The sequence below is a fragment of the Dialister succinatiphilus YIT 11850 genome, assembly GCF_000242435.1.
GTDB lineage: Bacteria > Bacillota > Negativicutes > Veillonellales > Dialisteraceae > Dialister > Dialister succinatiphilus.
Window position 1 is genome coordinate 1021390 of record NZ_JH591187.1, and the last position, 25622, is coordinate 1047011.

The following is a 25622-nucleotide window of genomic DNA, read 5'->3' on the forward strand; positions in this document are numbered from 1 at the left end:
TTTTTGAAACGGTCAAGTGCTTTTCGATATGCTTTTAAAAAGCCCCTGCCCGTTTCCCTTAGTTAAAGATATTGTTGGGTATCTCAAGATGTGTCATTCGATTTTGCCGATAAAGCGGTAGAAGATTTCCACTTCCTGTTCCCGGCTTCCGTCCTCACTTTTGACCGCTTCATGGACAAGGATTTTTTCAATCAGCGTATTCAGAAGTTCAGCCGTCAATTCTGTGGGATTGACATACTGTTTCATCAGACCTATCCACTTTTCAGCGTCAACCGCTGTCTGGGCGGCGGTCTCCATCGCTTCGTGAAGCCGTTCAATTTTTACGTCCAATTCTCGCTGTTCGCCCTGATACTTTTCGGACAGCATATTGAAATTGTATTCTGTAATGCGTCCGGCAGACCAGTCCTCATACATTTTTGCAAACAGGGTGTCTACTTCTGCTTTGCGCTTTTCCGCCTTTTTCAGTTCGGCTGTCTGCCGCTTCCTTGCAGTATTGCGTTCCTTGTCGCTGGCGTTAAGTAGCCGTTTCAGAAGTTTGTCCCCATCCTGCTGTGCCAGCACAGACCAGTATTGCAGACGGGAAAGGACATAGGCGTAAAGCACATCATAGCGGATATAGTGCATGGAACACTGGTGCAATCCTTGCCCGTACTTGCTACAATGGTAGTGGGCATAGGGATTTTTGTTCTGGCTGTTCATACCATAGGCCAGCGACCAGCCGCAGTCCGCACATTTTACCAGCCCGGAAAATATCTGTGTTGTGCCGTTCTTCTGCCGTCTGCGCCTGTTGCAAATCTGCTCCTGTACTTGACGGAACACATCTTCGGAAATAATCGCTTCGTGGGTGTTCTCCACACGATACCATTCCTCTTTTGGCTTGCGTACTTTCTTCTTGTTTTTGAATGAAATGTTGGTCTGCTTATTGTGGACGCTGTGTCCGATATAGGTTTCCTCTTTCAGAATACTTTTCACCTGCGCTATCGTCCACGCATAGGCTTTTTCCTCCGGCGCTCCGGCATAGATATTTGCGAAAGTGCCGTATCTCTGGAAATTCAGCCAGCCGGGAGTAGGTACTTTTTCTTCGACCAAAATCCGTGTAATGCTGGCGGCTCCCCGGCCATGAACGGCAAGGTCAAAAATCTTTTCGATAATCCACCTTGTTTCCGGGTCAATCAGAAGATGGCCTTTCTTATCTGGGTCTTTGACATAGCCAAGCGGAGCATAGGCTCCATAGTGTGCGCCATTTGCGAACCGTGTCCGCATGGCCGCCTTTACCTTTTTGCTGGTCTGGCGGGCGTGCATTTCATTCAGAATGTTGAGGAATGGGGCAAGCTCATTCTCTCCGTTGATGGTGTCCACATTGTCATTGACAGCGATATAGCGGACGCCTTTGCTGGGAAAGTAGATTTCCGTGTACTGGCCGGTCAGAATGTAGTTTCTGCCTAAGCGGGATAAATCCTTCGTAACAACGCAGTTGATTTTCCCGTCCTCAATGTCATCAATCATTCTCTGAAAATCCGGCCTGTCAAAGTTCGTTCCAGACCATCCATCGTCGATATATTCATCTATGACATTCAGGCCATGCTCGGCGGCATATTGCCGGAGCATCATGCGTTGTGTCTGAATACTCCCGCTTTCTCCTTGCAGTTCATCGTCCCGGCTCAATCTCATATAAAGCGCCGTGTTGTAAATCGTAGTATTGTAAGGTTGTTTCACCGTAAAAATCCTCCTTCTAAAGAAACAACCCACGCTTACAATACTTTTGCTCTATGGCAATTATATCATAAGCGTGGGCGTGTTATCAATGATGGGCTATCAGGTTGAAGCGGCTTTTTCTGCGGTATGCCGCACCACATCTACAATCAGATCACCGAGGGGCTTCCCGCCTGCGGCGAAGTGTTCGGAGATTTTTATACGGTTGTTCCCACATACAAAATACTGCGTGCCGTTCTCTGCTTGTATAACCTGCCCTGTTCGGGGTGTAAAAATATCGCTTTCACTTTTTGCCATCCAGTGTCCTCCATATTCAGTTTTCAAGGTACAATGCCGCACAGAGGCGGCGAAAATTTCTGCTTATATCTATCACCTTTCCTTTACCGTGTGCCGCTGCTGACGTTTCAGTTCCGCCAGTATATCCGGCGGGATACGGTCAACCAGCCGCTGTAAATTGTCCAGTTCGCTTTTCAGCTTTGCCCGTTCCATCGTATCTTTCATCTTTCCTTTTTCGCTGGCCTTTGCCCTTGCTTCCAACTTCTCATTCTCCGCCAGCAGGTCATTGATTGTGACCTTGTACTTTTTCAACTGCCCGGAGAAATTCTCCATCTGCGGGAACCACTTTTTCAGCATGGAGAGGGCTTCCTCTTTTTTCTTTCCGGCGTTCAGCGGGTTAATGCCGTCCAGTGTGGCTTCAATGGCTCTTGCCTGCCGGGAGAGGGAAACCGCCTGTTTGAAAAGCCGGGTGGGGATATGCTTCCGGCCTGTCCTGCTGGCGCTCTCCCCACGCTCCAAGTCAGGATATTTCTCCACCATATAGGCGTGAAAATCGTCCTGCCACTTCGTCAGGTTTGCCCGGTTGCCGATAATCTCCTTTGCACACAGGCGGTTGTCCTTTGTCAGCGGAACAAAGGTCAAATGCAGGTGGGGCGTTTTCTCGTCCATGTGTACCACCGCCGACACGATATTTTCCCGTCCTACCCGGCCAATGAGGAAGTCCGCCGCCCTCTGGAAAAACGCCTGTATCTCCTTTGGGGATTTCCCCTTGAAAAACTCCGGGCTGGCAGTTACCAGCGTATCGACAAACCGTGTGCTGTCCTTGCGGGTTCGGCACCCGGCCTGTTCAATGCGGTTTTGAATGAAATGATAGTACCTGCCCTCTGGCTTGACGATATGAAAGTTGTACTTGCTCCGGCTTGTGTCAATGTCGGGGTTGCTGGCGTATTGTTCTTTCTGTCTTTCGTGATGGGCTTCCAGCGGCCTTGCCGGGTTGCCCTTGTGCTTCTCAAACCGCAAAATTGCGTGTTGTGCCATTCTGCTCCTTTCCCCATTCCTTTCCTATCCGGGGTTTTCCACAGGGAAAATCCCGCAGAAATTAGCTCGGATAGGATTGGAATGGATAGAATATAAATAAATCTTTTTAATCTTTGTATTTCTATATACCGTCCGGTTTTCGTACTTCCGGGGAGTGATTTCCTCACTTCATAAGTACGGTTTTCAGCCCTCCGGCGTACCAGAACCGGATTTCTTGAAGTCGGTGTTTGGAACCGCTTCATAGGATTTTGGGAAAATGCGGTTGGGTTTTCCACAGCCCTGCTTCTGGATCTCCACCAGCCCGGCGTATTGCAGTTCCCGCAGGGTGTTTACCGCTTTCTGCCGCCCACAGTGGAGCAGGTCAACCACCTCGCAGATGGGATAGTACAGATAAATCCGTCCGCAATCATCCGCCCACCCATTCTTGCGGGATAACTCTGTCCGGCGCAGGATAAAGGCGTACAGAACCTTTGCCTCGTTGGACAAGGGCTTGAATGTGGGGGCTTCAAAGAGGAAATTCGGGAGCCGGGTGAAGCTGAACGCCTTTTCCGGCTGATGGATATAGATGGTATTTGTCATAGTGCGTTTTGTGGACGGTTAGAAGCCCGTTTTCCGGGGCGGGCGATACTTTATACCACCAGCCCCGGTTTGGGGCTTGCGAAGCCTGATAAATCAAGGCTTTTTTCGCTCCTAACTGTCCACAGCAGACCTCCTTTTCCGTTCACTTTCTGTTTTCTGCCGCCTGTGAACTCTGGCGGCACAGCCGGGGCAGTATTTTGCCCGGTTGGATTTGGGGACGAACACACCGCCGCAGACCTCACAGCGTTTCAAGTCCTTATCCCGGAAAATCTCCGCTTCCAGCGTCCCGTCCAGCGGCAAGACCGCCCAGCGGAACCACTTACAGCAGACCGAGAAAGAAATCGTCTGCGGACAGGTGCAGGTGTCCCCATCGTCAAGGACAATGCAGTTGCCGTCCTCACAGCAACAGCACTCCCGGCGTATCAGGCTGGCCGCCTGTTTTCTCTGCGCCGGGGTCATGCGGTAAAGGGAACCGTCCGGCCTGCGTTCCAGCGGCGGCAAGTCTTTATAGGGGTTATCTCTCATGCGTTCCCTCCATTTTGCTTTCCGTTGCCGTTCTCCCCGAAAAGGTTTCCTGCCCCATTCCTGCGGCGTGTTCCGGCGTTGGCACGCTCCTCGCAACTTCGGGACATTTTGTCCCGAAGTCCGACTCCTTGCGGTGCTTCCCCAGCCGGGGTATTCCTTTTCGGACGGTCATTCTGTTTTCAAGGTGCCGTCCATCGATGAACTACCCTAAGTCTACACGAAAAAAATGCAATTCCCGGAATATTGCGAGAATTGCATTTTGATGAAGTTTACACTTTGGAAATTGCATTTTTGCAATCATTCTGTATAATGGAAGTATGCGGAGGAGGTGCGTATCTATGGCTTTACCCGGAACGCCCGGACAGCGGATTTCCGATTTATGCAACGGGAACCACATCACACAAAAGGAACTTGCGGAGAAGATAGGCGTTTCCGCTTCCCAGTTGAGCCGCATTGTCAGCGGCGAAACAAGAACGGTCAGCAGTGATATTCTCATAGGTGTGGCAAAGGAATTTAAGGTATCGACAGACTACATACTGGGCTTGTCTACCGTGAGCGTTCGTAAAAGCTACGATATTTCTGAATTAGGCTTGTCCGAGGGAGCCGTGAGGGGGCTTGTGACGGGTGCTGTTGATGTGCAAATCCTCAACCGCCTGTTGGAACACAGGAATTTTCCTAAGCTGATAGATTTGATACGGATTTATTTTCAGGATACGGCGGCAAAGGGCATAACAGCAAGAAACCAGCTTATCGAGATGGCAACGGCTTCCCTGTCCGACCTGATGAAAGAACACCCGGAACACCGGGCAGAAGCGAAGCAGGATTTACAGCTTTTGAACGCCCAAAAGATAGGGGAACATGAAGCGGAGATTGAAAAAATCAAAAATGTGTTCCTGGCTATCCTGCGGGACATTAAGAAAGACATTGACAACGGGGAACAGCCGGGAGAAGCTGTGACCGCCGCTATGTTCCAAGCCATGCGGGACGCACTGGCGGAACAGAAACAAAAACCACTTTCCATTGACGATGTAACGGCGATGATAGCTGGACAGATCGGACAGCTTACACCGATGGATAAAGAAACTGTTGAAATGTTCCAGCAGTTTGCGAAGAAGATGATTGAGCAGGCAGGAACAAAGTGATAAATTTGAATTGTGAGGGAAAATACAGATGAATCAAGGAAGAATTATTGTGATTACAGGCTCACCGGGGACAGGAAAAACAACAACTGCGTCAATTGTCGCAAAGGAATCAGATATGGATAAATCAGTGCATATGCACACCGATGACTTTTTTCATTACTTAAGCAAAGGCGCAATACCACCACATTTGCCAGAATCCAACGAGCAAAATCTGGTTGTCATTGAAGCCTTTTTAGAAGCTGCAAAGCGATATGCTCGTGGCGGATATGATGTAATTGTAGATGGGATTGTCGGGCCATGGTTTTTGGAGCCATGGAAAGCTCTTGCCCAAGAAGATTACGAGGTACACTATATTGTATTAAGAGCGAGTAAAAAAGAAACTATGAAGCGAGCTGTGGAACGCTCAAAATTAGATAGAAAAACAAATATTGAATTAGTGGAAACAATGTGGGAGCAATTTTCCGGTTTGGGAGTATATGAATCAAATGTCATAGACACAACTACATTCACAATTAAAGATACGGTTTCCGCAATAAAAGAAAGAGTTGCATGTGGGACGTCTTTACTATCTTAGACATTCCCATTTGTCAGGAAGATAGCAAAGCCAGCCGAGCCAGTCAACGGTCAAGATGAACGGCGCATTTCATGCGCCGCCGTTGACAGTCCCGCCCGTCTTTGCTAAAGGGTAATCAAGGCGGGAAAGCCCTAAAATGGCTTCACACCTATTTCAATAATTGGAGGAGATAAAAATGAGATCAGAAAAGGAAGTTTATGATATTGTTTTGAATTTTGCAAAAACAGACAAACGCATTCGCATGGTTACTTTGGAAGGATCTAGAACAAATACAAATATTCCGCCTGATGATTTTCAGGATTTTGATATTACTTTTTTTGTTACGGATATGGACAGCTTCACAAGTGATGATAAATGGCTAGATATATTTGGTGAAAGGTTGATTCTGCAAAAGCCGGAAGATATGGAATTATTTCCAGCTGTAGAAAAGGGATTTTCATATTTAATGCTGTTTACTGATGATGTTAAGATAGATTTAACTTTGCTGCCGCTGGAACTGATAGACGAGTATTTTACATGGGATAAACTGGTAAAGTTACTGTTGGATAAAGACAACCGTATCGTAAAGCCGCCAATACCAACGGATATAGACTACCACTTGCAGAAGCCTACTCAAAGAATGTTTGACGATTGCTGTAATGAATTTTGGAATACTACAACATATGTAGTAAAGGGCTTATGCCGCAAAGAAATTCTTTTTGCTATTGACCATATGAATGATATAGTACGAAAAGAATTGCTTCGCATGATTTCCTGGCTGATTGGTATCAAACAGGGATTTCATTTCAGTTTGGGAAAAAACTATAAATTTATGAAGCAATATGTCCCAGAGGAATTGTGGGAACGACTTATGTCCACTTATAATATGGATTCCTATCCCCATATGTGGGAATCCTTTGAACAATGTATGGCATTGTTCCGGGAGGTTTCGTCAGAAGTGGCATGCCAGTTGGATTACCAGTATCCACTATATGATGAAAAAATCAGTAATTATGTGATTCGGCAAAAGAAAAAATATGGCATTGAAGATGATAACAAATAAAATTTTTTCAATCGAAAAAATTTATTTTGATTATTCAATTTTGAAAAACTGAATACCTCAAAATCAGAAAGAGAGCGGCCAAGCACTTTGAGGGATTGGCCGCCTTGTCCACCCATCCAGCGGGACAGCGGGCGGAGGTCAAGGCCGGGTGTAAACCCGTTCATTTCAGCCTTGACGGTTGCCCGTTGTCCTGCTACTTTTCCGGGAGTGTGGCCACAACTTCGGGACACTTTGTCCACAAGTTGGAGCGTAGGACGAGGAACTGGGGCTTTCATATACGCCCTGTCTGCTGATGAGTCCAGACCTGCGCTTGCGGCTCCACGCCACGCAAGCACAGCCCTGTTTTCCTGCCGCTTCAAATGCCCTTGCCCTCCCCGGCGGCAACGGCATTTTCACGGCAACGCCGGCAGAGCGTATAACACACTACACTTTGCTTCGCAAAGTCGTGTGCCAAATGGGGGCGTTGCCCCCTTTGGAAACCCCCACAAGAAAAGGCGGTACGCTACCCCTCCACGGGGCGCATACCGCCTTTTCTTGTTATCCAGCCCTCCGGCTGTATCGGTTGAGCAAAAGTCCGCGTGGGATTGATGTGGTATCTTTAACTTTGGGAAACTCCCCTTTCCCATTCTTATGTCAAATTAAAAATCCCCCAAAGTTTCCTTTGGAGGATTTTTTCATTCATGAATCATTACACCAGTTTGCTGAAGTCACCCCAGGCATCGAAGAAGGAGAGAGTCTTAAGAAGCTGGGAAATACGGTTGTTCTTCACCGCTTCATCCTTCACCATAACCATGACGTTGTCCAGGTAATCATTGATGGGCGCCGTCAGTTCTTTCAGATAGGGAAGGGCATCAGCGTAGCGGTATTCCCTGTACAGCGGTTCCACGGCTGCCATGGCTTTGGCAAGAGCAGCTTCCAGATTCTTTTCCGCATCTTCCTCAAAGAGGGCCGGATCCACCTTGCCGCCGGTTTTACCTTTGGTAATGTTGGCCAGACGGGTTACAGCCTGACGGAGATCGGCTTCCTCTTTCAGATGGCTTTCCGTCATAGCCTGGGCCCTCAGGAAGATGGCATAAATGTCATCCACCGGACCTGCCAGTACGGCATCGATGATATCGTAGGCAATGCCATTGTCCAGAAGAATAGCGCGGATACGCTGACGGAAGAAATCTTCCACCTGGGAAAGGACCTTGTCCTTCAGTTCCTGTTCACCGGGAAGCAGTGCCAGGGCTTTGGCAATGCCCCGGCGAATATCCCAGTGAATCTTTCCATCGGTCAGGATATTCACAGCGCCGATGGTCTGACGGCGGAGTGCGAAGGGATCCTGGGAACCGGTAGGAATCAGACCTCTCAGGAAGGTAGCAGAAAGGTTGTCCAGCTTGTCAGCCAGAGAAAGGGCACGGCCGATAGATTCCTTTGGCAGAATATCTCCGGAAAAACGGGGCATGTACTGTTCGAAAATGGCCTGGGCCACTTCCGGCTTTTCCCCATCCAGCAGAGCATATTCCTTTCCCATTTCACCCTGGAGTTCCGTGAATTCAGTAACCATGCCGGTAGCCAGATCCGACTTGGACAGGAAGGCAGCTCTGTCAGCATCCTTCATTTCCTCATCGGTGAAATTCCAGTCTTTTCCAATGAAAGCAGTAAGCTTCTGCAGACGGTCTGCCTTATCCCGCATATCTCCCAGGCCTTCCTGGTAGTTAATGCGGGTGAGATCATCCCGATGACCTTCCAGTGTCTTCTTCCGGTCATTTTCAAAGAAGAATTTCGCATCATCCAGACGGGCCCGCAGCACCTTTTCATTGCCATGCTGCACGTTTTCCAGAGCCTTGGTGCCGCCGTTTCTCACAGTCAGGAAATAGGGCATAAGGCTTCCGTCTTCCTTTCGTACCGGATAGTACCTCTGATGGTCACGCATGGGGGTAACCACAGCCGGTACCGGCAGCTTCAGGAATTCATCATCGATTCTGCCGTAAAGAGGCGTGGGGTATTCCACCAGGTAGTTGATTTCTTCCAGAAGATCCGCATTGTGCCATACATGGCCGCCCAGTTTTTCTGCTGTTTCCAGAAGGCCCTTCTGAATCATGTTCCGTCTTTCATCATGATCCACAATAACGAAGGCCTTTCTCATGGTTTCCTTATAATCTTCCGGTTTGTCAATGGTCACCGGTTCTTTGCAGAGGAAACGATGGCCCCGGCTTACGCGGCCGCTCTTCACATGGGCAAATTCCACAGGAATTACCTTGTCATCGGCCAGTGCCACAATCCACCGTACAGGACGGATGAAATGGGCTTCTTCATCGGCCCAGCGCATGCTTCTGGTGAAATTAAGACCTGTAATGAGGGAGAGGAAAAGATCCGGCAATACATCTTCCACTGCCTTGCCCTGGTTCACCACATGGGCCCAGGTATAATCCCCTTCCTTCACCAGCTGGGACGGGTCAATGTGCTGGCCCCGGGCAAATCCCTGGGCTGCGCGGGTGGGGTTTCCATCAGCATCAAAAGCCGCTTTAATGGAAGGGCCCCGCTTCTTGACTTCTTCATCCGGCTGGCGGTCGGCAGCATCCTTCACCAGCACTGCCAGCCGTCTGGGGGTGGCATAAACTTTGATTTCATGGAAGGAAATGCGATTTTCTTCAAACTTTGCACGGGACAGTTCCTTCAGCTGTTCCACTACGCCAGCCATAATGTTGGCAGGCATTTCCTCTGTTCCGATTTCCAAAAGAAGATTCTTACTCATTTTCCTTCACTTCCTTTCAGCATGGGGAATCCCAGTTCCTTTCTCTTCTTCAGCCAGCCCTTGGCGCACATTCTGGCCAGATTTCTGACCCGGGCAATATATTCCGTCCTTTCAGACAGGGAAATGGCACCGGCAGCGTCCAGAAGATTGAAAGAATGGGAGCATTTCAGTACATAATCATAGGCAGGAAGCACCATGCCTGCTTTCACTACCCTCTTGGCTTCTGCTTCATACATGTCAAAGAGCTTGAAAAGCATGTCGTGATCCGACAGCTCATAGCTGTATACAGACTGTTCATATTCATTTTCGTGCCAGATATCGCCGTAGGTCACGCCGTCAGTCCATTCCAGATCATACACATTGTCCTTTTCCTGAATGTACATGGCAATACGTTCCAGGCCGTAGGTGATTTCCACAGCCACCGGATGTTCATCAATGCCGCCTACCTGCTGGAAATAGGTGAACTGGGTGATTTCCATGCCATCCAGCCATACTTCCCAGCCGATACCCCAGGCCCCCAGTGTCGGAGACTCCCAGTTATCCTCTACGAAACGGATATCATGTTCTTCAGGGTCAATGCCCAGTTCCTTCAAAGATTCCAGATAGGTTTCCTGAATATTGTTGGGAGACGGCTTCATAATAACCTGGAACTGATGGTGCTGGTAGAGACGGTTCGGGTTTTCACCGTAACGGCCGTCATCAGGACGGCGGGATGGTTCTACATAGGCCACATTCCAGGGTTCCGGTCCGATAACCCGAAGGAAAGTGGCAGGATTCATGGTGCCTGCACCCTTTTCCGTGTCGTAAGCTTCGCCAAGTACGCAGCCCTCTTTCGACCAGAACTTCTGGAGTGCTAAAACAATCTGCTGAAATGTCATATGTCCTCCTAAAACAATATAAAAATCCCTGTAACAAGTAAGTTACAGGGACGAGTTACAGGGATACCTGACCCGCGGTTCCACCCTCATTGGCCAATGGCCCGCCTTCATTCATAGCAGCCCTACTCCGTTCAGGCAGCAGCTCCGAAACGCCTTCCGCATCCTGCCGGTCTCTCACCCTCACCGGCTCGCTGCTTATGCGTACTCCTTTTCATCATCACCGTAGTTATGGAAACATTCTAGCAAATATGAGAAGGATTGTAAAGGGGATAAACGAAAGGTTCTTAAGATGGGTAAGCCCTGGGACGGAAGGTTCCAAGGCTTGACAGCACCTGTGGCGCCAAAGATTGTGGACTGCCCTTCTGGCAATAATGATAAGGTCAGCGTTATGTGCTGACCTTCCTGCCATCATCCTGAGTAAAGCAAAGGATAATGTCTGACTGTCTGTTCTCTATGGTCTCTTCCGGAAATACAGTCCAGCGGTAAGCCGCCCCATCTACTCTTTAATCTCCTTCCCCACATGAGGCGAGATGATTTTTTCTCTGGCGTATTCCCAGAGGATTTGAGAGCCTTCGGCAGTATGCTCGTTTCTTTTTAAAATCTGGGACAGATGGACGCCATGCTCTTTCCATGCCTTCCCGCCGGTATAGTCATTCAGCATCATGGGCTGGATATTGTCCATGGTGTGGGCGAAACGGGCTTCCGGTGTGTCGGCCCTTTCAAATTCATCCCACAGGGCCCGAAGTTTCTTTCCTTCTTCCGGAATCATGCCGAAAAGTCTATCGGCGCTTTGGGCTTCTCTATCGTGCTGTTCCTGTTTGCTGACTCCTGCATAGGCATAGGTGTCACCGGCATAAATTTCCACCAGGTCATGAACCAGCAGCATGGACACCGTTTTGAGCACATCGATTTTCTCATTGCTGTATTCTGAAAGCATAATGGCCATAATGGCCATATGCCAGGCATGTTCCGCATCGTCCTCCATGCGCCGGGCGCCGGTCACGTAGGTCTGGCGGGTAATCAGTTTTTCCTTGTCAATTTCACGGAAGAAATCAAAAAGGCGGTCCAGCTTTTCTTCTTCGTTTTTGTCCATCATCATTCTTCACTCACTTTCCTATTTCTCCTGTCCCATATGAAAAAGATGGCATATAAAAGGATGGAAATCCCGATAACCACGCCCAGGCGCAGGGGATTCTGGTGGATGGTCACCGTATCATGGCCAATGAGCGCCTCCAGGGCAGTGGCAGGAAATTTGCCGATAAAGGAAGCCAGTATATAGTCCCGAAAGCTCATTTTCGAAAGGGCGCCAAAAGCATTCAGCGCTGCTGCCGGGAAATAGGGAATCACCCGGGCTATCATCATGATCCGGAAGCCCTCGCTCCTGCTTTTCTCATCCCATTCCTGCAGTTTCCTGTTTCCTGAAATCAGTTTTTCCGCTGTATCCCGAAGGAAAGTACGGAAAAAGAGAAAACTGATGCCGGCACCCACAGTCTCCGCTGCCCAGGCCAGAAGGATGCCTGGCACAATGCCGAAAATCAAAGTGCAGGCCGTAGAAAAAATCATGGCCGGCGGAAATCCCACCGCGTTCATGACGGCAGTCAGCAGGAAAGCAAACGCCACCGCCCACCGGCCGAAGGAATGGATATAGGCTGCAATCTCAAAAATTTCTCCCCGCTGCAGAAGATGCCAGATTTCATAAAAAGTGGCTGGACTTGCCAGATAAAAGCCGCCAAAAAGGAAAATCACCGCTAAAGCCAGGGCTATTTTCACCAGCAGCTGCTTATGGTCTTTCATAGAATACCTCCTGATGGGGATTATTATATCATACGGGGAAAGAGAGATGTCGAACAGTGTGTATGCACCGGCTGGGCGGTGTCTCATAAAAAAATGGACCCCCTGCTGTTCTTTTTCACCCTGAGCCAGAAGAAAAGGCTTTTTCATTCCACTATAAAAACCGGCAGGCCTCTGAAGCAATGCCTGCCGGTAATAGAGTCAAGTTTACAGAATATCCAGATCATCATAGGAAGGTTTGACTACAAACCGTCCCGTTGTATCAATGAGGCCCCACTTGCCTCTGATTTTCACGCCGGCCCTTCCATCATGGAACGGTGTCACATCGGAAGCTTCTTCCTGGAAAGTAATGCGATCTTTACCGTCAGGGCCTGCAAATTTCCAGCCCTCCTTCGTCTTCACCGGAATGAGACCGTCCCCTTCCCTGGAAAGGGCCCGGAACACCGGCTCTGTGATGACAGTGCCATCTTTGGAAATCAGACCCCACCGGTCTTTCAGCTTATAGCCGTAGATCCCGTTTCCAAGAGCAGAGAAGGAATCATAGGAAAAGGGGACAAGGGTGCTGCCATTATACATGGAAAGGATGCCCCATTTCTTACTGTCATTCTGAGCCAGAAGCACATGGTCCTCTTCTTCCGGAATCAGACCGGGGTACACGGTGTGGGCAATGAAGGTGCCTTCTTTGTTTACCCAGCCGTACCGGCCGTTATTGCGAATCAGGATGCCCTGTTCACCCCGTTTGAAGACCCTGTCATTGGAAGGACTGGCAATGACCCTTCCGCTGCTGTTGATGTAGCCCCGCTGCACCCGGATGGTAGACACCGTTTCATAATCATAATACCAGGGATCCCACACAGGGAAACCGATGCCCCAGCCAAAGGGATGGTGGTAATGATGATGGTGGTGATACCAGTGTCCCCAGCCCCAGCCGATGCCGATGGTTACCGGGAAGCGGCGCATGACGGCCGTTTCCCCTACCTCACCGGTGCGGACTTCGGCCAGCCCTCCTTCAAAAGGATAGAGCTTGTCAAATTCCGCCATGAAAGCTATGGTGCCATCCGGTCTGGCATACCCATTGCCATCGGTAGTTTTCACGCCGGCCAGCCCTTCCGAGAAAGGCGTCAGCACTGCCTTGAACTGGGGTTTTGCCGTAATCTGGCCTTCATTGTTCATAAAGCCCCAGAGCTTTCCTGCGTCCTCCACGGCCGTCATATGCTCACTGAATACAGGCACCACCGCCTTGTACACCGTGGGCACCACTTCCTGTCCCTTTCCATCGATGAAGCCCCAGTGATTCTGGTTATCTTCCACCGCCAGAAGGCCATCGCTGTATGAAGGACCGGAATCTTTGTAATGAGGCGCCACCACTTCTTTTCCTTCTCTGTCAATGACGCCCCAGCGGCCTTTGCTCCTCACCGGCGCCAGGCCATCCTCAAAATAACGGGCCTCCTGGTACACCGGAGTGATTTCCTTTCCATCTATGGAAAGATAGCCGTACTTCCCGTCCACCTTCACAATGGCCATATCATTTTGGAAATCAGAAACCTGCTCGAAGGTTTTATCGGAAATCTTCGTGCCGTCCTTCCGGTAGAAAGAAATACGTTTATCCTTCCCCTGCACTGCCAGGGCGCCGTCCTTCCACACGGAACGGGTTTCATAGGAAACAGGAACAACCACATGTCCCTGCCGGTTATAAAAACCGCGAAGGCCCTTCTCCTCTACTTCCACCAGATTCTCCCGGCCCGGCTCGCTGTCCACATCATCATCCTTCACATCAGGATCCGACAGACTGATGCCCACCTTATCATAGGAAAGAGGAATCACCTGTTGTCCACTGCCATCAACAGCTCCCCACTTTCCATTCGACTTCACCGCTGCCGCAAAAGGCAGGGCCTCTTCCTTCGGTGCGTCAGGCCCTTCATTGGCATAGGAGGAAAAAGAAAAACATAAAAACCCTGCCGCCAGGGCAGCCATTATTTTTTTATGTACCATGGAAATCACCTCACCATGAAATAGTAACGAATAGTCAATACCCATCTCTATTGTAGCACATGGAAGAAAAGTTTCCTGTCGCTATGAATATCATCTTTCCCACGCCGCACAAAAAACTTGTCGCAAATAGTTTCCTGTTGCTATGAATACCATCCTCCCTGCGCCGCGCAGAAAACCTGTCGCAAGCAGTTTCCCATCGCTATGAACATCATCTTCCCCACACCATGCAGGAAACTTTTCGCAAGCAGTTTCCCATCGCTATGAACATCATCTTCCCCACGCCGGATAGGAAACTTTTCGCAAGCAGTTTCCTGTCCATAGGAATACCATTCTCCCTCGCCGGACAGTCCCCCCTTGCCCCATTCCATTCCATAGTCCATAATAAAGAAAAGCAAAAGGAGTGCATACCATGGAACACAATTATCTTTTTGACGGCGTGGCCGTCCTCATCATTCTCTGGTTTATTAAGTCCTATTTTCTCGGCAGAGCCTCTACGGAAGAGGAAAAATTTTTATATCGGGAAGCGCCCAGATGGCTTCTCTATTTCACCAGCGGCCTTGTCTGCGTCACCCTGCTGATGATGGTATTGGTGGATTTCGGCATAGTTCCGGGCATTCCCCAGGAAAGCACCTTCCGCCTCACCGTGGCATCCCTGCTCCTGTGGCTCGCCATGGCCCTGTATACCCGATGGAACTGGGGCGTCCACATAGCAGACCGTGACCTCAGGGGAAAGAATAACCGGAAAATGCTTCTTCTCCTCCTTCTCATGGCCTTCCTGGCATCCACATTGTAAATAAAACCCATGTCAAATGGCGCCTGTCACAAAGACAGACGCCATTTTGACATGGATGGGCCATAAGCGCAATGCCCACTACTCCACATAATCCTTCATTTTCACCGTAATCAGGGAAGATACCCCTTTTTCGGCCATGGTGACGCCCTGCAGGGTGTCTGCAAATTCCATGGTCTTTTTTCTATGGGAAATGACGATGAACTGGGTTTTCTTTTTATAGTCCGCAATCATGCGGCTGTACCGTTCCACATTGGCATCGTCCAGGGCTGCATCGATTTCATCTACGAAGCAGAAAGGCGCTGGGCGGAAGGCCATGAAGGAAATGAGGAGAGCAATCACTGTCAGAGCCCTTTCGCCGCCGGACATGAGGGACAGGGGCTGCCGTTTCTTGCCGGGAAGCTGGAGGTACATTTCCACGCCGCCCTCCAGCGGATGGGCTTCGTCGGTAAGCTCCAGCCGGGCCCGGCCGCCCTGGAACATGAGCTGCATAATGCGGCCGAATTCCTGGTTAATTTCCTTGAAAGCCCTGCTGAACTGGTCAGTCATAGTTTGATCAATGTCGCGAATCACCGTTTCCAGACCGTTTCTGGCCTTCGTCAGATCCTCTATCTGTTCTTCATAGAATGTCCGCTTGTCCAGCTGCTTCTGGTAGTCCTCCTCGCCATTGGGATTCACCTGGCCCAGAGCGGAGAGCTTCTGGGAAAGGCTTTCCTCTTCCTTCCTCATATCTGCCATAGAGCCGGGAAGCCGGAGAGCTTCCGCCTCCTGTCGGGTCATATGGTTTTCCGAAAGCCGGCGCAGCTCCTCTTCTTCCTGGGCTTTGAAATTGTCAATTCGTCCCTGTCGTTCCGCCATATCCCGTTTCACTTTAGACGACTGTTCCTGGGTCTTTCGCCAGGATTCCTCCAGTTTCTTCTGTTCCATGGCGAACCGGTCCGAATCATCCTGCATGCGGGACTGATTCTGCTGCCGGTCCTGCCACAGGGACTCGGCTTTCCGGAATTCCTCCTTCAGCCTTTCCATGTCCTCCTTCAGCACCTGCAGAAGTTTTTCATTTTCTTTCTTTTCTTCTTCCAATTTGGCCCGGTCCGCCTGCTGCTCTGCCAGCGCTTTTTCCCGGTCCTCTTTCATGCGCTTTCCGAAGGCCAGGGATTCCCGGGCCTTGGTAAGGGACACATGGATGGAAAGGATTTCTCCATTCTTTTCTTCCAGTTTCTTTTTCAGCTTTTCGCTTTCCTCATCTTCTTCCATTTCCGGAATTTGCGCCAGCTTTTCCAGATTTTCGGAAATATGGGTTCTCCGCTCTTCTCTTTCTCTCAGTTCCAGGTCCCGTTTTTTCTTCAGCGCCATTTCCTCTTCTGTCGCCTTCTCTTGGTCTTCCAGGGTCTTTTCCATCCCTTCCCTCCGGGCAGTGAGGGAGGCCAGGCTGACTTTCAAGGTCTGCCATTCTTCCCTTTCCTTCATGACCTTTCCCGCCAGGGTATCGCAGATATGGCCCTGCTCCTCCAGCTTTTGGCTGCATGTTTCCAGCACCTTTCGCCCCTCTTCTTCCTCTCGGGAGAGGCGGCGGATTTCCTGTTTCCTGCCAAAAAAGGTATTTTCCTTCTTCCTCATGGAGCCGCCGGTCATGGAGCCGCCAGCATTGATTAGCTGGCCGTCCAGGGTGACAATGCGGAACCGGTAGCGATATTTCTTTGCCACCCTTCTGGCATCATCCAAGGTTTCCGCAATCAGGGTCCGTCCCAGAAGGGACGTGAGGAGATCCCGGTACCGGTCATGGCAGGTTATCAAGTCCGATGCAATGCCGCAGATGCCCTTTTCCCCGGCAGCCTTCTGTTCCTCTCCGCCGTAGGCAGAAGGATGCATGGACTCCAGAGGAAAGAAGGTGGCTCTTCCGAGATGCCGTTCCTTCAGCCAGCGGATAATCCGGCCTGCCGCTTCAGTGGTATCCGTAACAATACAGGAAATCCGGCTGCCCAAGGCCACTTCCGCCGCTGTCGTATAGGCTTCCGGCACCTGCACCAGGTCCCCCAGAGGGCCATGAATGGATGTGCCAAAGAGATCCCGTCTGGCCATGATATTTTTGACTGCCATGGAAAAATCGGCATATTCCTTTTCCGCCCGATCCAGATAATTCTTCCTGGATCGGATGGCGGAAAGGGCAGACTCCTGCTTTCCCTTTTCATTCATCAGAGCAAAGCGCCGGTTTTCCTCCTCTTTCAAAAGAAGACTGTCCTTCTTTCCTGCTTCTTCCAATTCTGAAAGGCGCGCTGCCCCTTCTTTTTCTTCCTTCAGTGCGTGAGAAAGCTCCTTTTCCAGCGCTGCCAGTCGGTTTTTCTTCTCCTCTAGTGAAGAGAGAGCTTCTTCCCGTTCTGCTTCCAGCCTCTGCAGGGTCTCTTCCACATGGGACAGCTCCTGCTCCATCCGCATCTTTTCAGACATCTGCTGCCGGTTCACTTTCAGCTTTTCCGCATAGGAAGCCTCTGAACGGGCCAGGGCTTCTTCCAGAGCTTTCTTTTTCTCTTCTTCCTTCTCTTTCTTTTCGTTCCACTGGCGGCAGTCATCCACATAGCCCTGATACTCCTCTTCGCCGCTTCGAATTTCCTCTGCCAGTTCTGCTTCCGCTTCCTTCTGGTCCTCTTCAGCTGCTGCCAGTTCCCCTTTCTTTTCCTCGGCATGATGGAAACTTTCTTCCTTCACCCGGAAATCGCCGCGAAGCTCTTCCATTTTTTGCTGGGCTTCGGCGGTTTGCTGTCCCAGGCTGCGAAGGCCTTCCTGAAAATCAAGGGCCTGCTTTTCCAGCTTTTCCCTTTCCGCTGCCAGAGAGGACAGGGTGGTATCCCATTTTACATCTTCCTCTTCCAGATTCCGGTACTCCGTTTCATAACGGGACAGCATGCGGCCGATAGATGTCAGCTTCAGCACCGCCATAGAGGCAGTGACAGCGCTTTTCTTCTTCATAAGCTCCTTATAGACCCTGGCCTTTTCCGCCCCTTCCTTCAGAGGAATGAGCTGCTCATCCAGAAGAGCCACCATGTCCTGCACCCTGTCCATATTTTCTGCTGTCTTTTCCAGCTTCCGGAGGCCTTCGTTCTTCCGCATGCGGTACAAGCTGATGCCCGCCACGTCCTCAAAAATCAGACGCCTCTCATCAGGCCGGGCCGTCAACACCTGGTCCACCCGGTTCTGCCCGATAATGGCCAGGGATCCCCGCCCCAGACCTGTATTGGCCAGAAGCTCCTGTATATCCTTCAGCCGGCAGCTTCTTTTGTTGATTTTGAAATCACTGTCCCCGCTGCGGAGAAGCCTTCTGGTAATGGCCACTTCCGTGGTATCCAGCGGCAGTTCATGAGACGAGTTATCCAGCACCAGCTGTACTTCCGCTCCATTCTTTGCCTGCCTGGTTTCAGAGCCGGAAAAAATAATGTCCTCTGCCTTCTGTCCCCGAAGGTTCCTCACATTCTGCTCTCCCAGCACCCAGCGCACTGCATCGGATATATTACTCTTTCCGCAGCCGTTGGGTCCCACGATCACCGTCATGCCGTCAGCAAATTCTATGGTAGTTTTATCTGCAAAAGACTTGAAGCCCTGCAGTGTCAAACGCAGTAATTTCATAGTATCTCCTTGTGTTCCTTTTCAAAGCTGTATCGCTCCTTATTATACAGGAAATGGGGGAAGTCTGCTTGTGAAAGGTTTCCTGTTCAGCTTGAAGCAATGGTATCCACCCCAACAGGAAACTATTCTCAATAGGTTTCCCCTTCGGTATGAAACAAATGGTATCCATCCCGACAGGAAACTGTTTGCAAGAGTTTTCTATTCGACTTGAATCAATGGTGTGAATCTCGAAGGGAAACTATTTGCGAACATCCCATCAAAAAACTGCGAAAGGAAGTCCTTTCGCAGTTTTCATCACTTATTCTCCAAACACCGGAGGCAGGGGGCTGTCGTCAGAAGGTGCAGGCGGAAGCGGGGAGTCGCTGCTGTCTGTGTCATCCTTCTTCGGTTCCTCGCCGGGCGCGTAGATGGAGTGATACTTGAAGAGGTTTTCTACCTGGGTATGGTTGATGGTTTCTACTTCCATCAGGGCCTTGGCCATGGCATGGAGCACTGGCAGATTGTCTGTCAGTGCCTGCATGGTGTCATTGTAGGCCTCATCCAGGTACTTGTGCATTTCTTCATCGATAATGGTGGCTACTGTTTCGCCGTAGTTTCTTTCAGAACCCAGCTGCTTGCCCAGGAAAATCTGCTCCTGGTGTTCACCGAAAATCATGGGTCCCAGGCGGTCGCTCATGCCCCATTCCATAATCATCTTGCGGAGGATGGAGGTGACCTGCTGCAGGTCTCCGGAAGCGCCGCTGGAGATTTCGTTGAAAATAATCTTTTCAGCGCAGCGTCCGCCTAAAGCTACGCGGATCTGGGCCAGAAGATGGGATTTGGTAATGAAGGACCGTTCTTCATGGGGCAGCATCATGGTGTAGCCGCCGGCCTGTCCACGGGGGATAATGGTGACTTTATGCACCGGATCCGCATCCTTCAGAAGGGTGGCCATAATGGCATGGCCCGATTCATGGTAAGCCGTGAGTTTTCTTTCTTCATCGCTCACCCGGTGGCTCTTTCTTTCAGGACCGTAGGAAACTTTTTCAGATGCCTCTTCCAGATCTGCCATGGAAATGGTTTTTCTGTTATCCCTGGCTGCCAGAAGGGCTGCTTCATTCAGCATATTGGCCAGGTCGGCGCCGGTAAATCCCGGTACTTTCTTGGCAATGGTAGGCAGGTCCACATCCGGTTCCAGCGGTTTGTTTCTTGCATGGACACGGAGAATGGCGATACGGCCTCTGAGGTCCGGACGGCCTACTACTACGCGGCGGTCAAAACGACCGGGGCGCAGGAGGGCAGGGTCCAGGATATCAGGACGGTTGGTAGCTGCCAGAGTAATGATGCCTTCATTGGAACCGAAACCGTCCATTTCTACCAGGAGCTGGTTCAATGTCTGTTCCCGTTCATCATGTCCGCCGCCCAGTCCGCTTCCGCGCTGACGGCCTACGGCATCAATTTCATCGATAAATACAATGCAGGGCGCATTCTTCTTTGCCTGGGCGAAGAGATCACGCACGCGGGACGCACCGACACCTACGAACATTTCCACAAAGTCGGAGCCTGAGATGGAGAAGAAGGGTACCTTGGCTTCCCCGGCCACTGCCTTGGCCAGAAGGGTCTTGCCGGTACCTGGAGGTCCCACCAGCAGGACGCCCTTGGGGATCTTGGCGCCGATGGCAGTGTACCGTCCCGGATTCTTCAGAAAATCCACCACTTCCGACAGTTCTTCTTTGGCTTCATCTTCACCGGCCACATCGTTAAAGTTCACGTGCACCTGGCCTTCACCGGTCATTTTAGCTCTTGACTTGCCGAAGCTCATGACCCGTCCGCCGCCGCCCTGGGTCTGGTTCATCATCCAGAACCAGACGGCAATGAGGATGATAATGGGAAGCAGATTGGACAGAAGGCTCATCCACCATGCCGGCTGTTCCGGCGGTTTGGCAGTAATGGCCACATTGCCGTCACTCAGCTTATTGAGAAGCTGGGTATCATTGTCAGGAATGTATGTGGCAAATTCAGTGCCGTCTTTCATCTTCCCGGTAACTGCGTTATTTGTCATCACCACCGAGGATACATTCTTCTTTTCCACCTGTGAAATAAAGTCACTGTAGGTGATTTCCGAATGTTTTTCCTGGGGATGAACAAATGTATTGAATATGGACACTGCGATGATGATGAGAAGCACGTAGAGTGCCACATTCTTAATAAATTTATTCAATATATTCCTCCTTCTCATGATCTGTGCAATAAAAGCCCATTTGACCGGTTGGGGAAGCGCGATTCAATCGGTGCTTTCCACCATCCACCCCGCTGACTAAATTGAGACTTTTCAATCAGTAATTAATTTTACCATTTTTTAGAAATTTAAGCAACAGGATTGTTTGAAATCCTATGCCCGCTTCAGTCACCCTGCATCACGCAGGAACAGCTTCCTGCCTGCAGGAATGTAAAAGGTTGAAAAATAGTGATTAGCGGCAAAGTAAGCCCTTCACGCCCAAAGGGAAAGCCCTCTTCGAACTGTCCGAGCCCGGATGCTCCGGAAAGGAGCGTCCAAATATTTACGCTTTGGTATACACCCGGCTGTCCAGGACGCATACGTCCGGCAGATTTCTGTATTTTTCCGCATAGTCGCAGCCATAGCCTACGATGAATTCATCAGGAATATCAAAGCCCACGTATTTTACGTCCACTTCTTTTTCCCGTCTTTCCTTCTTGTTAAGACAGATGGCCAGTTCCACAGAAGCAGCGCCCCTCTGTTTGAGAAGGGGTACCAGGGCGCTCATGGTAATGCCTGTATCGATGATATCTTCCACCACGATGACATTCTTGCCTCGGATATCCCGGTCCAGATCCTTTTTAATATTCACATGGCCGGAAGAAACGGTGCTGTTGCCGTAGCTGGATACGCACATGGTGTCCAGTGTGACAGGAAGGTCAATGGACCGCATCAGGTCACAGAGGAAAGGCATGGCACCTTTCAGAATGCCAACCAGCACCACATCTTTTCCTTCATAGTCTTTCGTAATCTGACGGCCCAGTTCTTCCACTCGTTTTTCAATCTGTTCTTTCGTAATGAGTACGGTCTTAATATCTTTTCCCAGGTTTTTCATGTTGTTCATTCATTCTCCTTATCCCTTAAGGTGAGTGTCAGAAGGAGAAAAGACTTCGTACCTTCCGTCACCCGGCCCTGTCTGCTTCCCCGAAGAAAGCAGGTCCAGTAAATATGATGTTCATCGGCCACTACCGGCCATTCTCTGCGAAGCACCGAAGGGATTCCTTTTTCCTGAAGGATTTGAAATACCCTCTTCCTTCCCTTCATGCCCAGAGGCTCCATGGAGTCATCCTTTTCCGCCTTTCGAAGGACCAGCGGTCCTACACTGCCGGCATCAAGAAGATACTGGTTTCTCCCTGTAACCACCGGATGGGAAAGGACTTTCCCAGTCAGTACCCAGGGAGGAGCGGTCAGAAGAACTTCATGGTTATTTGTTATTATACCAGTTTCCCCGTGAAGGGGCTTTTCTTTTTCTCTACAAAATTCATAAAAAAGATGGAGCAGGTCTTCTGCAGGCATAGTATCTTTCCGGGAGCTGCCGGGGAAAAAACAGAGAAACTGCCCTGCCCTTTCCATCATGGCACCGGAGGAAGAGGTTTTCCTGCCTTCCCTTCCTTCCAGAGCCAGCTTACGCATCCGCTCCACCCCTTCTGCATCCGGCGTATGATGGGAGACTCTCATCACCGCCCGCCGGATGAGGCGGCGCTGCATCGCAGGATGGAGCGCCTGCAAGCGATGGAAGGGATAGGCCAGAAGACGGCCCCGCTGCCGGAAGAAGGCTGCTTCCTTCGCCTCTTCTCCCTCCATGAAATCCTCTTCGTCCCTCAAAAGGGAAGCCATATGGGTAAGGCCTGTGACCAGGGACGGATTGTACTCCCTGAGACGGGGCAGGAGGGTGAGACGGATCTTATTCCGAGTGGCATCGGGAATATCATTGGTTTCATCATGACAGGGATTCACTGGATAATCAGAAAGGAAACGGCCGATATCCTCTCTTGTAACGCAGAGGAAGGGGCGGACAAATCCATCCCGCTTCGGCTGTATGCCGGTCAGTCCCTTCAGGCCGCTGCCCCGGAGGAAATGGAAAAGAATGGTTTCCGCCTGGTCATCTTCATGATGGGCCAGGGCGATTTTCCGGTACCCGCCGGCCTTTGCCGCCTCCTCCAGCGCTTCATACCGAAGAATGCGGGCCACGGTTTCCACTGAGCCTTTCTCTTCCTTTCTTGCCTCCGGCACATCTACATCTTTTCTATAGAAAGGAATATGGAAACGGCGGCACACCGATGCCACATAGGCCGTTTCCTCTTCCGCCGCTTTCCGCAGATGATGGTTCACGCAGCAGCAGCCCAGACGGATTCCCTCTCTTTCCTCTATATCCTTCAGAAAAAGAAGGAGTCCCAGCGAATCAGGGCCGCCGGAAACGGCAGCGAGGATTCCATCTCCCTTTTCCCACAAATGATTTTCATGGGCAAAGGCAAGCACCCTTTTAAGAAAGTCCTCTTTCTTCATTCGTTATTGGGCCTTAACACGTCCGCATCCAGAAGTCCCTCAGAAAGGTCCCTGTCGCTCACCATGATTTCCGGCAGGGCAAAGTATTCCATGAGACTGTCAAGAATGGCCACACCGGCCACGATGATGTCCGCTCTTTCCGGCATGAGTCCTGTCAAATGGCATTTGTCATCATAGGACATGGAAGAAAGCTTCTTCAGCATGGCATTTACATCTTCCTGATGGATGATGAAATCCTGCACTTTGGAGGAATCATAGACCTCCAGCTCCTGGAGCATGGACGCCATGGACGTCACCGTGCCTCCCACGCCGATCCACCGTTTCACATTCTTCACACTGTCCATCAGTTCTGTGTGGCGGAAAAGGTCGAAGCAGTGCTTCTTCAGCTCCGCCAGTCCCCGGGGCGTGGTGGTATCGAACTGCTTGGAACAGCGTACACAGCCCAGCTTGAAGCTGTGACGCATGCCGATATCCGTGCCGAAACCCATGCAGATTTCCGTAGAACCGCCGCCGATATCCACTACCGACGTCACCACGCTGGACGTACCGGCTGCGCCGATATAGCTGTAATAGGCCTCTTCCTTTCCCGAAAGGATCCGTACCGGAATGCCGGCAACCGCAGTCACCTCATCGGAAAATTCACCGCCGTTAGCCGCATCCCTCATGATAGAAGTGCCGTAGGCAAAGATTTCAGAAGCCCCTGCCAGGCGGGCGGCCGCCGTAAATTCTTCGATAGCCTTCAGCGTCCTTTCCCGGGGTCCCTTCCCGATGAAAGCCTTGTCCGTCATGCCTTCCCCGAGCCTGGTACTGCGAAGGTCCTTCTTCAGGATCTTCCACTCTCCCTTTTCATCCTTTTCTGCAATCAAAAGACGGACTGAATTTGTCCCGATATCAATAATCGCACGCATCATATCCCCCAAATAAGGTTAAACAATGAGCCAACTGCTTAAAATAATAAGGGAGCATGGAATGCTCCCTTATTTCTCTCAGTCAGAACGCCTTGCGCCCCTTCCGCCTCTCTTGGATTCCACATTTCTCTTGAGATCGAGAAGCCTTTCATCGCTGTCTTTCAGGAAACGGCTGAGCTTATCCTCAAAAGAAGCCGGTGCTTCCCTGCGGGCCGTACGGAAACCGCCGGAAAACGGACGGCTGTACTGGGTCCTTTCAGAATGGAAGGATTCCTCTCCCTCTTCCTGACGACGTTCAAAGGAGCGATGGCCTTCGCGGCTGCGGAACTCATTTTTTTCATGGAAATCACGGTGTCCCTGATGGTCATGGTGGAAACGATCCTGCTTCTTTTCCCCTTTTTCAGAAGCTGGCTGGGCCTGTTTGATGGATAAAGCGATTTTGCCTCTTTCATCAATGGTAATGACCTTGACCTTCACCTTGTCTTTGACCTTGAGATAATCATTCACATCACTTACATATTCATTAGCCACTTCAGAAATGTGAATCAGACCCACCTTTTTATCCGGCAGTTCTACAAATGCGCCAAACTTTGCGATACCGGTTATGGTACCTTCTACGATATTGCCGACTTCTAAAGCCATGAGAAAAAAATACATCCTCCCTAAAAACCTAAATGGAAATATTAATTTGATTATACGAGATTTCCCGGGGAATAGCAATAGGAATTATAAAGGAAAAAGCCCCCTCTGCTCATATAAAAAGCACTGATTCATTCCGTATCTGCTTTCATCAGAAATGGTATGCTGCAGGTCATGGAAATTCTTAAACAGCCTGCTGTTTTCCTTTTCCTTCCCTGCATCGCATAAAAACAGAAATCAAAGCAGATACGCATGAAATCAGTGCTTTCGGTATCTCACAGAAATCGAAAGCAGAAAGAGGCTTCCTTTTACCTTTCAATCACCGTAAAATGACGATCCTCTTTCCTCTTCTTCCCATCCAACGGCGAATGGCCCACAGCCACTGCCAGAATAGGAGACACCCCTTCAGGCAGATGAAGCATTTTGAGATAATCTGCATCCTTTCCCAGAAGACGGATGAAGCCGAAAAGAATGATGGACGACAGCCCCAGGTCACTGGCCTTCAGATGGATATGCTCTGCGATAATGCCGGCATCAAAGCCCTCCAGCGTTTCCATCACATCCTTCGTGCGGCAGATGAGGATGAGAAGGGGCGCTTCGTAAATCATGTGGGGCTTTCCCACCCTTTCTCCCCCTTCGGTGCTGATCCGCTTCAGTACCTCCGGATCCCTTACCACTACCAGGGCATAGCCCTTATCATTATGATGGCCTACGGAAGATTCCTCGGCTGCATGAATCAGCGCATGGATTTCCTTTTCGGAAACGGCCTCGCCGGTATAGGAACGAGCCGACTTTCTAAGCGATAAAACTGTATCAAACTCCATAATAAGACTC

22 protein-coding genes are annotated in these 25622 nt (G+C 50.3%); 4 read left to right on the top strand and 18 right to left on the bottom strand.

What is annotated here, in order from left to right; translation table 11 throughout:
* Positions 1 to 93: 93 nt before the first annotated feature.
* From HMPREF9453_RS04435 to HMPREF9453_RS04455, 5 genes are all read right to left on the bottom strand, one after another.
* A complete protein-coding gene (locus HMPREF9453_RS04435; RefSeq protein ID WP_154410947.1) occupies positions 94 to 1671 on the bottom strand; it encodes a recombinase family protein in 1578 nt (525 codons plus the stop codon).
* 144 nt (positions 1672 to 1815) lie between these two features.
* Complete coding sequence (locus tag HMPREF9453_RS04440) at positions 1816 to 2010, bottom strand: hypothetical protein (protein ID WP_002334813.1); 195 nt, start codon at positions 2008 to 2010, stop codon at positions 1816 to 1818.
* A gap of 72 nt (positions 2011 to 2082) precedes the next feature.
* The gene (gene mobV / locus HMPREF9453_RS04445; RefSeq protein WP_002334814.1) at positions 2083 to 3027 is read right to left on the bottom strand and encodes a MobV family relaxase; all 945 of its coding nucleotides are present in this window, start codon (positions 3025 to 3027) and stop codon (positions 2083 to 2085) included.
* Positions 3028 to 3210: 183 nt separating this feature from the next.
* Positions 3211 to 3606: a replication initiator protein A gene (locus HMPREF9453_RS04450; protein ID WP_002588752.1), complete on the bottom strand. Its 396-nt coding sequence runs from the start codon at positions 3604 to 3606 to the stop codon at positions 3211 to 3213.
* 111 nt (positions 3607 to 3717) lie between these two features.
* Positions 3718 to 4131, bottom strand: a complete 414-nt coding sequence (locus HMPREF9453_RS04455) for a cysteine-rich VLP domain-containing protein (RefSeq protein WP_002588751.1) — start codon at positions 4129 to 4131, stop codon at positions 3718 to 3720.
* A gap of 338 nt (positions 4132 to 4469) precedes the next feature.
* On the opposite strand from HMPREF9453_RS04455, the gene HMPREF9453_RS04460 reads away from it, so the two are divergent.
* The 3 genes from HMPREF9453_RS04460 (at position 4470) to HMPREF9453_RS04470 (ending at position 6889) form a co-directional block, all read left to right on the top strand.
* Positions 4470 to 5273 (top strand): helix-turn-helix domain-containing protein, encoded by an 804-nt coding sequence (locus HMPREF9453_RS04460; protein WP_002334816.1) that lies wholly within the window; start codon positions 4470 to 4472, stop codon positions 5271 to 5273.
* 28 nt (positions 5274 to 5301) lie between these two features.
* Positions 5302 to 5847, top strand: coding sequence for a P-loop nucleotide/nucleoside kinase family protein (locus HMPREF9453_RS04465; protein ID WP_001071501.1), 546 nt, complete (start codon positions 5302 to 5304; stop codon positions 5845 to 5847).
* A gap of 175 nt (positions 5848 to 6022) precedes the next feature.
* Positions 6023 to 6889 (top strand): aminoglycoside 6-adenylyltransferase AadE, encoded by an 867-nt coding sequence (locus tag HMPREF9453_RS04470; RefSeq protein ID WP_001255868.1) that lies wholly within the window; start codon positions 6023 to 6025, stop codon positions 6887 to 6889.
* Here HMPREF9453_RS04470 and HMPREF9453_RS12260 read toward each other — a convergent pair.
* From HMPREF9453_RS12260 to HMPREF9453_RS04495, 6 genes are all read right to left on the bottom strand, one after another.
* Positions 6838 to 7248, bottom strand: a complete 411-nt coding sequence (locus tag HMPREF9453_RS12260) for a hypothetical protein (RefSeq protein ID WP_002334817.1) — start codon at positions 7246 to 7248, stop codon at positions 6838 to 6840. The genes HMPREF9453_RS04470 and HMPREF9453_RS12260 overlap by 52 nt on opposite strands.
* Before the next feature lie 329 nt (positions 7249 to 7577).
* Positions 7578 to 9629, bottom strand: coding sequence for a glycine--tRNA ligase subunit beta (glyS, locus tag HMPREF9453_RS04475; protein WP_008859379.1), 2052 nt, complete (start codon positions 9627 to 9629; stop codon positions 7578 to 7580).
* The gene (gene glyQ / locus HMPREF9453_RS04480; protein ID WP_008859380.1) at positions 9626 to 10507 is read right to left on the bottom strand and encodes a glycine--tRNA ligase subunit alpha; all 882 of its coding nucleotides are present in this window, start codon (positions 10505 to 10507) and stop codon (positions 9626 to 9628) included. Before glyQ ends, glyS begins: the two co-directional genes overlap by 4 nt.
* Before the next feature lie 496 nt (positions 10508 to 11003).
* Complete coding sequence (locus HMPREF9453_RS04485; RefSeq protein WP_198004132.1) at positions 11004 to 11606, bottom strand: HD domain-containing protein; 603 nt, start codon at positions 11604 to 11606, stop codon at positions 11004 to 11006.
* Positions 11603 to 12301 (bottom strand): TVP38/TMEM64 family protein, encoded by a 699-nt coding sequence (locus HMPREF9453_RS04490; protein WP_008859382.1) that lies wholly within the window; start codon positions 12299 to 12301, stop codon positions 11603 to 11605. The genes HMPREF9453_RS04485 and HMPREF9453_RS04490 overlap by 4 nt, the downstream gene beginning before the upstream one ends.
* A 204-nt stretch (positions 12302 to 12505) precedes the next feature.
* Complete coding sequence (locus HMPREF9453_RS04495; protein ID WP_008859383.1) at positions 12506 to 14290, bottom strand: WG repeat-containing protein; 1785 nt, start codon at positions 14288 to 14290, stop codon at positions 12506 to 12508.
* A gap of 409 nt (positions 14291 to 14699) precedes the next feature.
* On the opposite strand from HMPREF9453_RS04495, the gene HMPREF9453_RS04505 reads away from it, so the two are divergent.
* On the top strand, positions 14700 to 15083 hold the full coding sequence (locus tag HMPREF9453_RS04505; protein ID WP_008859384.1) for a hypothetical protein: 384 nt from the start codon (positions 14700 to 14702) through the stop codon (positions 15081 to 15083).
* Between the two features lie 78 nt (positions 15084 to 15161).
* On the opposite strand, the gene smc is transcribed toward HMPREF9453_RS04505, so the two are convergent.
* The 7 genes from smc to HMPREF9453_RS04540 all read right to left on the bottom strand — a co-directional run bounded on the left by smc (position 15162) and on the right by HMPREF9453_RS04540 (position 25612).
* Positions 15162 to 18698, bottom strand: a complete 3537-nt coding sequence (gene smc, locus HMPREF9453_RS04510) for a chromosome segregation protein SMC (protein WP_008859385.1) — start codon at positions 18696 to 18698, stop codon at positions 15162 to 15164.
* Positions 18699 to 18996: 298 nt separating this feature from the next.
* Positions 18997 to 20898 (bottom strand): ATP-dependent zinc metalloprotease FtsH, encoded by a 1902-nt coding sequence (ftsH, locus tag HMPREF9453_RS04515; RefSeq protein ID WP_008859386.1) that lies wholly within the window; start codon positions 20896 to 20898, stop codon positions 18997 to 18999.
* 340 nt (positions 20899 to 21238) lie between these two features.
* Entirely contained in the window at positions 21239 to 21799 is a 561-nt protein-coding gene (gene hpt, locus HMPREF9453_RS04520; protein WP_008859387.1) for a hypoxanthine phosphoribosyltransferase, read from the bottom strand.
* Positions 21796 to 23241 (bottom strand): tRNA lysidine(34) synthetase TilS, encoded by a 1446-nt coding sequence (gene tilS, locus HMPREF9453_RS11035; protein WP_008859388.1) that lies wholly within the window; start codon positions 23239 to 23241, stop codon positions 21796 to 21798. The genes hpt and tilS overlap by 4 nt, the downstream gene beginning before the upstream one ends.
* Positions 23238 to 24152, bottom strand: a complete 915-nt coding sequence (locus tag HMPREF9453_RS04530) for a Ppx/GppA phosphatase family protein (protein ID WP_040379614.1) — start codon at positions 24150 to 24152, stop codon at positions 23238 to 23240. The genes tilS and HMPREF9453_RS04530 overlap by 4 nt, the downstream gene beginning before the upstream one ends.
* A gap of 75 nt (positions 24153 to 24227) precedes the next feature.
* The gene (locus HMPREF9453_RS04535) at positions 24228 to 24791 is read right to left on the bottom strand and encodes a S1 RNA-binding domain-containing protein (protein WP_040379929.1); all 564 of its coding nucleotides are present in this window, start codon (positions 24789 to 24791) and stop codon (positions 24228 to 24230) included.
* A 305-nt stretch (positions 24792 to 25096) separates the two neighbouring features.
* Positions 25097 to 25612, bottom strand: coding sequence for a nitroreductase family protein (locus tag HMPREF9453_RS04540; RefSeq protein WP_008859391.1), 516 nt, complete (start codon positions 25610 to 25612; stop codon positions 25097 to 25099).
* Positions 25613 to 25622 lie beyond the last annotated feature (10 nt).